This window comes from Asanoa sp. WMMD1127 (assembly GCF_029626225.1).
In the GTDB taxonomy this organism is placed as follows: domain Bacteria; phylum Actinomycetota; class Actinomycetes; order Mycobacteriales; family Micromonosporaceae; genus Asanoa.
Genome location: NZ_JARUBP010000001.1, coordinates 7,952,858 through 7,963,265, shown reverse-complemented (window position 1 = coordinate 7,963,265; position 10,408 = coordinate 7,952,858). Strand labels below are relative to the sequence as shown.

Below are 10,408 nucleotides of genomic sequence, written 5' to 3'. Positions count from 1 at the left end.
TTCCCGGGCCTTGTACACACCGCCCGTCACGTCACGAAAGTCGGCAACACCCGAAGCCGGTGGCCCAACCCTTGTGGAGGGAGCCGTCGAAGGTGGGGCTGGCGATTGGGACGAAGTCGTAACAAGGTAGCCGTACCGGAAGGTGCGGCTGGATCACCTCCTTTCTAAGGAGCACCTCCCGGCGAAGGTCGGGTAGGAGCCCGCCACCTCCGAATGTGGGGTGGGGGTGCTCAATGGCGGAGACACTGGCGAGTTAGTTTCTGGCAACGGCCACGATCGCTTCTAGTACGGCCATCTTTCGGGATGGCGTGGAACGAGCGGGTTGGTGCGGCTGGATCTGATGATGAACACCCTGTTGGGTCCTGAAAGAACAAGCACTGTGGTGCGGGTTTCTTTCTGGATTGGAGACTGCCAGGCATGGCCTGGTCCACGCATACCGCCGGCGCACAGCGTCCGGGTTGTGGTGGTGGGCTTGGGGTTGTGGGTTGGTTGTTTGTTGAGAATTGCACAGTGGACGCGAGCATCTTTGTGGTCAAGTTGTCAAGGGCGAACGGTGGATGCCTTGGCACCAGGAGCCGATGAAGGACGTGGGAGGCCGCGATAGGCCTGGGGGAGCTGTCAACCAAGCTGTGATCCCAGGGTGTCCGAATGGGGTAACCCGGCACCAGTTATGTGGTGTCACCTGCACCTGAATTCATAGGGTGTGTGGAGGGAACGCGGGGAAGTGAAACATCTCAGTACCCGTAGGAAGAGAAAACAACAGTGATTCCGTGAGTAGTGGCGAGCGAAAGCGGATTGAGCCTAAACCGGTTGCGTGTGATACCTGTCAGGGGTTGCGTGGTCGGGGTTGTGGGACATCACGGACTGGGCTGACAACCAGTCAAGGAGTTACAAAGCCAGTTGCTAGTCGAATGGTCTGGAAAGGCCGACCGTAGACGGTGATAGTCCGGTAGGTGAAAGTGGCTGGTCTTCTGTGGTTGTTCCCGAGTAGCGGCGGACCCCTGTAATCTGCCGTGAATCTGCCAGGACCACCTGGTAAGGCTGAATACTTCCTGGTGACCGATAGCGGACGAGTACCGTGAGGGAATGGTGAAAAGTACCCCGGGAGGGGAGTGAAATAGTACCTGAAACCGTTCGCCTACAATCCGTCGGAGCCTTGAGGGGTGACGGCGTGCCTTTTGAAGAATGAGCCTGCGAGTTAGTGGCATGTGGCGAGGTTAACCCGTGTGGGGGAGCCGTAGCGAAAGCGAGTCCGAATAGGGCGTTTGAGTCGCATGTTCTAGACCCGAAGCGGAGTGATCTAGCCATGGGCAGGCTGAAGCGCGGGTAAGACCGCGTGGAGGGCCGAACCCACCAACGTTGAAAAGTTGGGGGATGACCTGTGGTTAGGGGTGAAAGGCCAATCAAACTCCGTGATAGCTGGTTCTCCCCGAAATGCATTTAGGTGCAGCGTCGCGTGTTTCTTGCCGGAGGTAGAGCACTGGATGGTCTAGGGGGCCTACAAGCTTACCGAAATCAGCCAAACTCCGAATGCCGGTAAGTGAGAGCGCGGCAGTGAGACTGCGGGGGATAAGCTTCGTAGTCGAGAGGGAAACAGCCCAGATCACCAGCTAAGGCCCCTAAGCGTGTGCTAAGTGGAAAAGGATGTGGGGTCGCTTAGACAACCAGGAGGTTGGCTTAGAAGCAGCCACCCTTTAAAGAGTGCGTAATAGCTCACTGGTCAAGTGGTTCCGCGCCGACAATGTAGCGGGGCTCAAGTACACCGCCGAAGCTGTGGCATTCACACATGAACCCGGTCGTTGCCCTTGAGGTGGCGATCCAGGTGTGTGGATGGGTAGGGGAGCGTCGTGCCGCGGGTGAAGCAGCCGAGTGATCGAGTTGTGGACGCGGTGCGAGTGAGAATGCAGGCATGAGTAGCGCAAGAAGGGTGAGAAACCCTTCCGCCGGATGACCAAGGGTTCCAGGGCCAGGCTAATCCGCCCTGGGTGAGTCGGGACCTAAGGCGAGGCCGAGAGGCGTAGTCGATGGACAACGGGTTGATATTCCCGTACCCGCGAAAGAGCGACCCTGATGAACCTCACTGTGCTAACCACCCGAACCTTGGAAGGTCTTCGGACTGACTGAGGGGAGCGTGGGAACCTGGTGGGTAGTAGTCAAGCGATGGGGTGACGCAGGAAGGTAGCTGATCCCGGCCGGTGGTTGTGCCGGGGTAAGCGTGTAGCCCGCGCCATAGGCAAATCCGTGGCGCATTGAGGGTGAGACGTGATGCCGAGCCGATTCAGGTGAAGTCAGTGATCCTATGCTGCCGAGAAAAGCCTCTAGCGAGTTCTTAGCGGCCCGTACCCCAAACCGACACAGGTGGTCAGGTAGAGAATACCGAGGCGACGGGCGAACTGTGGTTAAGGAACTCGGCAAATTGCCCCCGTAACTTAGGGAGAAGGGGGGCCGGACACGTGAAGCAACACGCTTGTGGAGCGTGGTATGGCCGCAGAGACCAGGGGGAAGCGACTGTTTACTAAAAACACAGGTCCATGCGAAGAAGTAATTCGATGTATATGGACTGACGCCTGCCCGGTGCTGGAACGTTAAGGGGACCTGTTAGCTCTTCGGGGCGAAGCGGAGAACTTAAGCGCCAGTAAACGGCGGTGGTAACTATAACCATCCTAAGGTAGCGAAATTCCTTGTCGGGTAAGTTCCGACCTGCACGAATGGCGTAACGACTTCCCTACTGTCTCAACCACAGGCCCGGCGAAATTGCATTACGAGTAAAGATGCTCGTTACGCGCGGCAGGACGGAAAGACCCCGGGACCTTTACTATAGCTTGACATTGGTATTTGAGTTAACTTGTGTAGGATAGGTGGGAGCCGGTGAAGCTCTAACGCCAGTTAGGGTGGAGGCAATCTTGAAATACCACTCTGGTTGATTCGGGTATCTAACTTCGGACCGTGATCCGGTTCAGGGACAGTGTCTGGTGGGTAGTTTAACTGGGGCGGTTGCCTCCTAAAGAGTAACGGAGGCGCCCAAAGGTTCCCTCAGCCTGGTTGGCAATCAGGTGTTGAGTGTAAGTGCACAAGGGAGCTTGACTGTGAGACTGACAGGTCGAGCAGGGACGAAAGTCGGGACTAGTGATCCGGCACCGGCATGTGGAAGCGGTGTCGCTCAACGGATAAAAGGTACCCCGGGGATAACAGGCTGATCTTCCCCAAGAGTCCATATCGACGGGATGGTTTGGCACCTCGATGTCGGCTCGTCGCATCCTGGGGCTGTAGCAGGTCCCAAGGGTTGGGCTGTTCGCCCATTAAAGCGGTACGCGAGCTGGGTTTAGAACGTCGTGAGACAGTTCGGTCCCTATCCGCCGTGCGCGTAGGATACTTGAGAAGGGCTGTCCCTAGTACGAGAGGACCGGGACGGACGAACCTCTGGTGTGCCAGTTGTCCCGCCAGGGGCACGGCTGGTTAGCTACGTTCGGAAGGGATAACCGCTGAAAGCATCTAAGCGGGAAGCTCGCTTCAAGATGAGGTATCCCACCCACGTTCGCGTGGGGTAAGGCCCCCAGCTAGACCACTGGGTTGATAGGCCGGAAATGTAAGCCCGGTAACGGGTTCAGTTGACCGGTACTAATAGGCCGAGGACTTGACCTACAAAGCTGCTACGCGTCCACTGTGCAACTCCCGACAAACAAACACCACACCGCTAGCCTTCACAGCGATGGTTGTTTGATATGTCGATAGAGTTACGGCGGTCATGGCGGAGGGGAAACGCCCGGAAACATTCCGAACCCGGAAGCTAAGCCCTCCAGCGCCGATGGTACTGCACCCGGGAGGGTGTGGGAGAGTAGGACACCGCCGGACTTCTTCTATTAGGGGCCACCTCATTCGAGGTGGCCCCTAATTTGTTTGCGCGAAAAGGGCGCCCCGCCGAAGCGGGGCGCCCTAACACGCTCACTATCGGCTCTGCACCGCGCCGCGCATCTCGCGCATCAGGTTGGCCGCCTCGTCGACAGGCCGCGACGGGAACAGCGCCATTCCGGTCGCGCCGTGGTCGGCCCAGCCGCACACCGCCATGGCGCCGCCGCCGTCGACCTCCGTCGTTCCGCACTTCATCACGCCACCCAGGGAGCCGGCGGGCACCTCGTGGACCCCCTGGACGGCGCCCGACTCGTCGCCGATCAGCCCGAACAGCGTGTCGAGGTCCTTGCCGGGGGACCAGAGCAACGCCGTACCGCCGAAGAAGAGGACGCTCCGGTCGGCCGCCGCCGGATCCGTGTAGACCGCGCCCACGCTCGACTTCAGGTCGATGCCCGCGGCGAACGCCGCCTTGAGGTCCTCGGCCGTCGCGGCCGCGTCGGCGCTGTCGTTGAGCTGGAGCCCCGCCACTGACGCCGGCGTCGACATCGTCGGGTCCTGCTGGGAGGCGATCCGGCTGCCCCAGATGCCGACCGCGGCCAGGCCGGCCACACCGATCGCCGCGACCGAGGCCAGCACGATCCTCCGCCGTCGGGACATCGGTGGGCGCGGACCCTGCTCCTCCTCCGGCTCGTCGTCCCGCGCAGCCCAGACGGGTGGCGTGACGTCGATCGGTTCGCCCTCTTCGGCGGAATGGCCGGGCCGGCCCTCGCTGAGCTGGCCCTCGCTGAGCCGGCCTTCGCTGAGCTGGCCCTCGCTGAGCCGGCCTTCGAAACGGTCGTTCGACATGCCCGCCACCGTAACGGAACAGGCGGTGGTCGCATGCGGGGTCGGCGCGAACGCTCCGTAGACTTCACGGGTGACCCAGACACCGGAGACCAGTGAGCTCACCACACCGACCCTGCCGGCGCAATACACGCCGGCGGACGTAGAGAGTCGGCGCTACGAGGCCTGGGTATCCGACGGTGTCTTCACCGCCGACGTGGCGAGCGACAAGCCGCCGTTCACGATCGTCATCCCGCCGCCGAACGTGACCGGTTCCCTGCACATGGGTCACGCGTTCGAGCACACCCTGATGGACGCGCTGGTCCGGCGCCGGCGGATGCAGGGCTTCGAGGCGCTCTGGCTCCCGGGCATGGACCACGCCGGCATCGCGACGCAGAACCTCGTCGAGCGCCAGCTCGGCCAGGAGGGCAAGTCGCGGCACGACCTCGGCCGCGAGGCCTTCGTCGAGCGCGTCTGGCAGTGGAAGGCGGAGTCCGGCGGCGCGATCCTCGGCCAGATGCGCCGGCTCGGCGACTCCGTCGACTGGAGCCGCGAGCGCTTCACCATGGACGAGGGCCTGTCGCGGGCCGTGCAGACCATGTTCAAGAAGTTGTACGACGACGGCCTGATCTACCGGGCCAACCGCATCATCAACTGGTGCCCGCGCTGCCTCACCGCGCTCAGCGACATCGAGGTCGTGCACACCGACGACGAGGGCGAGCTCGTCTCGATCCGCTACAGCGACGAGATCGTCGTCGCGACCACCCGCGCGGAGACGATGCTCGGCGACACCGCGGTGGCGGTGCACCCCGACGACGAGCGCTACCGGCACCTGATCGGCACCGAGGTCGAGCTCCCGCTGACCGGCCGGCGCATCCCGGTGGTCGGCGACGAGCACGTGGACCCGACGTTCGGCACCGGCGCGGTCAAGGTGACCCCGGCGCACGACCCCAACGACTTCGAGATCGGGCAGCGCCACGACCTGCCCAGCATCACGATGATGGACGAGCGCGGCGTGCTCACCGTACCCGGACCGTTCGAAGGTCTGGACCGGTTCGAGGCCCGCCCGGCGGTCGTCGCCGCGCTGCGCGAGCAGGGGCTGATCGTCGCCGAGAAGCGCCCTTACGTGCACGCGGTCGGGCACTGCTCCCGCTGCCGCACCACCGTCGAGCCGCGGCTGTCGTTGCAGTGGTTCGTCAACACCGGCCCGCTGGCCAAGGCGGCCGGCGACGCCGTGCGCGACGGCCGGGTCCGGATCGACCCCGAGGACATGTCGAAGCGCTACTTCGCGTGGGTCGACAACATGCACGACTGGTGCATCTCGCGCCAGCTGTGGTGGGGACACCGGATCCCGGTCTGGTACGGCCCGGACGGCGAGGTGCGCTGCGTCGGCCCCGACGAGGAGCCGCCGGGCGCCGGCTGGGAGCAGGACACCGACGTACTCGACACCTGGTTCTCCAGCGGTCTCTGGCCGTTCTCGACACTCGGCTGGCCCGAGCAGACGCCCGACCTGCAGCGCTTCTATCCGACCAGCGTGCTGGTCACGGGCTACGACATCCTGTTCTTCTGGGTTGCGCGGATGATGATGTTCGGCCTGTACGCGATGGACGGCAAGCAGCCCTTCGACGTGATCGCGCTGCACGGCATGGTCCGTGACGAGCACGGCAAGAAGATGTCGAAGTCGTTCGGCAACGTGGTCGACCCGCTCGACTGGATGGACCGCTTCGGCGCCGACGCGACCCGGTTCACGCTGGCCCGCGGCGCCAACCCCGGCCAGGACGTGCCGGTCAGCGAGGAGTGGTGCCAGGGCTCCCGCAACTTCTGCAACAAGCTCTGGAACGCGACCCGGTTCGCGCTGATGAACGGCGCGCACGTCGACGGGCCGCTGCCGACCGAGCTGTCCACCGTCGACCGGTGGATACTGTCGCGGCTCGAGCACGTCATCGACGAGGTCGACGAGCAGTTCGAGCGCTTCGAGTTCGCCAAGATCTGCGACGTGCTCTACCACTTCGCGTGGGACGACGTCTGTGACTGGTACGTCGAGCTGAGCAAGCCCGTCCTCGCGGCCGGCGGCCCGGCGGCCGACGCGAGCCGGCGGGTGCTCGGCCACGTGCTCGACCAGCTGCTGCGGTTGCTGCACCCGGTGATCCCGTTCGTCACCGACGAGCTGTGGATCGCCCTGCACGGCGCCGGCACCGTGGCGCGCGCGGCCTGGCCGCAGCTGGACAAGGCGCTGGTCGACGACGACGCCGAGGCCGAGGTCGACGCCCTGCAACGGGTGGTCACCGAGATCCGCCGTTTCCGCTCCGACCAGGGCCTGCGCCCGTCACAGCGGGTCGCCGCGCGGCTCGACGGGCTCGGCGTGGTCGCGCCGCACGAAGGACTGATCAGGTCGCTCGCCCGGCTCGACGACGCCGGTGCCGACTTCTCGGCCTCCGCGACGCTGTCGGTCGCCGGTGGGGTGCGGGTCGGTCTCGACACCCGCGGCGCGATCGACGTCGCGGCCGAGCGGGCCCGGCTCGAGAAGGACCGCGCCGCCGCCGAGAAGGAGGCCGCCCAGTGCCGGGCCAAGCTCGGCAACCAGGCGTTCGTCGGCAAGGCGCCGGAGCACGTGGTCAACAAGATCAAGGAGCGGCTCGCCACCGCCGAGGCCGACCTGGCCCGGATCGGCGCGGCCCTGGAGGCGCTTGCGGCATGACGGAGTTCCAGGAGGTTGACGCCGCCCTCGGGGCGCGCGGCAACGTCCGCATGGTGTTCGACCTGAGCAAGATCGAAGAGCTGCTGGACCTGCTCGGGTCGCCGCAACGGGCGTACCCGTCGATCCATCTGACCGGGACCAACGGCAAGACCTCGACCGCCCGGATGATCGACTCGCTGCTGCGGGCGTTCGGGATCCACACCGGGCGCTACACGAGCCCGCACCTGGAGACGGTGCGGGAGCGGATCTCGTTGGACGGGGAGCCGATCTCCGAGGAGCGGTTCGTCTCGGTCTATCGCGAGGTCGAGCCGCTGGCCGCGCTGGTCGACGACCGGCACGAGGAGCCGCTGACGTACTTCGACATGACCACGGCCCTCGCGTTCGCCGCGTTCGCCGACGCGCCGGTCGAGGTCGCGGTCGTCGAGGTCGGGCTCGGCGGCGCCGACGACTCGACCAACGTGATCCAGGCCGGCGTCTGCGTGATCACGCCGATCGGCCTCGACCACACCGAGTGGCTCGGCGACACGATCGAGGAGATCGCCTGGGCCAAGGCCGGCATCATCCACAAGGGCGCCACGGTGATCACCGCCGCGCAGACCGAGGACGCCGCCCGGCCGTTGCTGGAGAGGTGCGCCGAGGTCGGCGCGACGATCGCTCGCGAGGGCGGCGAGTTCGGCGTGCTGCGCCGGTCGCTCGCCGTCGGCGGCCAGGTGATCACACTGCAGGGCCTGGGCGGCGAGTACGACGAGATCTTCCTGCCGCTGCACGGTGCCCACCAGGCCCAGAACGCCGCGCTCGCCCTGGCCGCGGTGGAGGCGTTCCTGGGGGCCGGGGCCGACCGCCAGCTGGTGGTGGAGACGGTCCGCGAGGGCTTCGCCAACACGTCGTCGCCGGGCCGCCTCGAGCGGGTCCGCAGCGCCCCGACCATCCTGCTCGACGGCGCGCACAACCCGCACGGCATGGCCGCCACGGTCACCGCGCTGCAGGAGGAGTTCGCGTTCAGCAAGCTGGTCGCGGTCGTGGCCGTGCTGGCCGACAAGGACGTGACGGGCATCCTCGACCTGCTCGAGCCGGTCGTCGACGCTGTCGTGGTCACCCGCAACAACTCACCGCGCGCGATGCCGGTCGACGAGCTCGCGGCGCTGGCGGCCGAGGTGTTCGGCCCGGAGCGGGTCGAGACGGCCGCCAACATGCCCGACGCGATCGAGGCCGCCGTCGTGCTGGCCGAGAGCGACGTCGAGGGGGAGCTGAGCGGGGTAGGCGTCCTCGTCACCGGTTCGGTCTTCACGGTGGCCGAGGCACGAACGTTGCTGAAGCGATGACCGACGAGACCCGACACGAGCCGGCGCCGCCGACGCAGCGGCCCAACGGCGACGCCGAGGCGCCGCGGGACGCGGACGACGCTGGCGCGTCGCCGACCGGCGGTTACGGCGCCAGCGCCGGATCGCCGGCTGCTGCCAACACGGCGTCGCCGGCTGTCGGTCAGGTGGCCGGCGCGGACGGCGCCGGATCGTCGGCTGCCGCTCACGGCGCCGGCGCGGATGGCGTCGACGTCGGACCGTCGGCCGGCGGTCCGGCGGGTGGCGCGGGGTCAGGGGATGACGGGTTGCCGCCGGGTTATCGGCGGTCCGGGTTGCGGAATCCGGTGGCCGCCGTGCGCGGGATGGGCGCGGCCGCGTTGGGGTTGCAGGGCGTGGTGCTGTTGCTGGCGATCCAGCCGATCCGCGTGCTCGGTGACGGCGCCGGCGCCGCGGCCGTGTGGACGCTTGTCGGGCTGGTCATCGCCTGTTTCGTGCTGTGCGGGATGCTGCGCCGGGCATGGGCCTGGCCGGCCGGAACCGCCGTACAGGTGGCGTTGCTTGTTGGTGGTTTTCTGCACTGGACGCTTTTCGCGCTGGGCCTGATCTTCGGCCTGGTCTGGCTCTACGTGCTGCACGTGCGCCGGTCGATCCTCGGTTAGGGGTGCGGCTCCGCGGCACTGCGTAGCACGCAGAACTCGTTGCCCTCGGGGTCCGCGAAGACGACCCAACCGCCGTCCTCTCCAGGAGGCGGGTCGCGGCGGTCGTCGACGATCGTGGCGCCGATCGCGAGGACGCGGGCCACCTCCTCGTCGCGCGGCACATCCGGGCGCAGGCAGATGTGCACGCGGTTCTTCGTCGTCTTGGGTTCGGGCACCGTCTGGAAGTACAGGTGAAGCCCCGTGGGCAGCGAGATGCTGCACTCCGGGTCGCCGGGGAGATCGTCGTCGGCCAACGGCGCCGACATGACCTTGCCCCAGAAGCTGGCCAACGCGAACGCGTCCGTGGAGTCGATGGTGACGTTGAGGATCGTCGGTGGCATCGTCATCCGTTCTCACGACTGCGCCACTGGGTGATCGCGATGCCGTGTCCGTCGGGGTCGCGGAACGCCGCGGCCCAGAGCTCGAGCTTGGCGCCCCGGTTGACGACCCGCGGCGGGTACGTGAACCGGACCCCCTTCGCCCGCAGGTCCTCGTAGACCGTCATCACGTCGCCGACCTCGAGGTTGAGGTGGACGAGCCGCCGGTTGACCGGTGAGGCGTCCTTGATCTCCCGCAGGACCATCCGGGTGTCGCCCGATGCCAGGACGGCGTTGCGTTCCCCGCCGTCGATCTCCTGGAAGCCGAGCATATCCCGGTAGAAGGCGATCGAGCGCTGGAGGTCGCGGACCAGGAAGGTCAGGCCGACGCCGTGGATGGTGGCGCCGGCGGCGCCGGGGCGGGCGCTCGGGTACGCGGTGAACAGGTCGGCGAACTGGTCGTCCTCGTCGGTGTCGCGCTCGGTGCCGTTGCGCGGGGTCTTCGGTGGCTCGGGTTCGTCGGCGATCGGCGCGGCCGCCGCCGCGGTGGCAGCAGCCGCCGCAGCCGGGGCCGCCTGGCCCGATCGCGCGCCGGTCGCCCAGCCTTCCTCGTCGAGAACCGGGTCGCCGCTCTCGCCAGCCGCCTCACCAGCTCGCGGAGACCGGGCTTCGTCGGTCGCCGCGTCGTCGTCCGCGGCCTGGTCGGCTACCGCCGCACTGTCC

General features: G+C 66.3%; 5 protein-coding genes, 3 rRNA genes and 1 pseudogene. 6 read left to right on the top strand and 3 right to left on the bottom strand.

Features of this window, described 5'->3' with window-relative positions; translation table 11 throughout:
• From O7635_RS38080 to rrf, 3 genes are all read left to right on the top strand, one after another.
• A 16S ribosomal RNA gene (locus O7635_RS38080) occupies positions 1-164 on the top strand; the annotation flags it as partial.
• A 366-nt stretch (positions 165-530) separates the two neighbouring features.
• Positions 531-3,642 (top strand): 23S ribosomal RNA (locus tag O7635_RS38075).
• A gap of 93 nt (positions 3,643-3,735) precedes the next feature.
• Positions 3,736-3,852, top strand: a 5S ribosomal RNA gene (rrf, locus tag O7635_RS38070).
• Between the two features lie 93 nt (positions 3,853-3,945).
• Here rrf and O7635_RS38065 read toward each other — a convergent pair.
• On the bottom strand, positions 3,946-4,695 hold the full coding sequence (locus tag O7635_RS38065) for a hypothetical protein (protein WP_278085330.1): 750 nt from the start codon (positions 4,693-4,695) through the stop codon (positions 3,946-3,948).
• Positions 4,696-4,765: 70 nt separating this feature from the next.
• Between O7635_RS38065 and O7635_RS38060 the strand changes: the two genes are divergently transcribed.
• From O7635_RS38060 to O7635_RS38050, 3 genes are read left to right on the top strand one after another with little or no spacing between them, the layout of a single operon-like run.
• On the top strand, positions 4,766-7,369 hold the full coding sequence (locus O7635_RS38060) for a valine--tRNA ligase (RefSeq protein ID WP_278085329.1): 2,604 nt from the start codon (positions 4,766-4,768) through the stop codon (positions 7,367-7,369).
• A complete protein-coding gene (locus O7635_RS38055; RefSeq protein WP_278085328.1) occupies positions 7,366-8,691 on the top strand; it encodes a folylpolyglutamate synthase/dihydrofolate synthase family protein in 1,326 nt (441 codons plus the stop codon). The genes O7635_RS38060 and O7635_RS38055 overlap by 4 nt, the downstream gene beginning before the upstream one ends.
• A complete protein-coding gene (locus tag O7635_RS38050) occupies positions 8,688-9,329 on the top strand; it encodes a DUF4233 domain-containing protein (protein ID WP_278085327.1) in 642 nt (213 codons plus the stop codon). The genes O7635_RS38055 and O7635_RS38050 overlap by 4 nt, the downstream gene beginning before the upstream one ends.
• Here O7635_RS38050 and O7635_RS38045 read toward each other — a convergent pair.
• Complete coding sequence (locus O7635_RS38045) at positions 9,326-9,709, bottom strand: VOC family protein (RefSeq protein ID WP_278085684.1); 384 nt, start codon at positions 9,707-9,709, stop codon at positions 9,326-9,328. The two genes, O7635_RS38050 and O7635_RS38045, sit on opposite strands and share 4 nt — an antisense overlap.
• 2 nt (positions 9,710-9,711) lie before the next feature.
• Positions 9,712-10,083 (bottom strand): annotated as a pseudogene (locus O7635_RS38040) (VOC family protein); the annotation flags it as partial.
• Positions 10,084-10,408: the final 325 nt, after the last annotated feature.

Excerpts from the sequence above, each read along its gene's own strand:
- O7635_RS38055 (WP_278085328.1), top strand. The coding sequence starts at position 7,366 with ATGACGGAGTTCCAGGAGGTTGACGCCGCCCTCGGGGCGCGCGGCAAC.
- O7635_RS38050 (WP_278085327.1), top strand. The coding sequence starts at position 8,688 with ATGACCGACGAGACCCGACACGAGCCGGCGCCGCCGACGCAGCGGCCC.
- O7635_RS38065 (WP_278085330.1), bottom strand. The coding sequence starts at position 4,695 with ATGTCGAACGACCGTTTCGAAGGCCGGCTCAGCGAGGGCCAGCTCAGC.
- O7635_RS38045 (WP_278085684.1), bottom strand. The coding sequence starts at position 9,709 with ATGCCACCGACGATCCTCAACGTCACCATCGACTCCACGGACGCGTTC.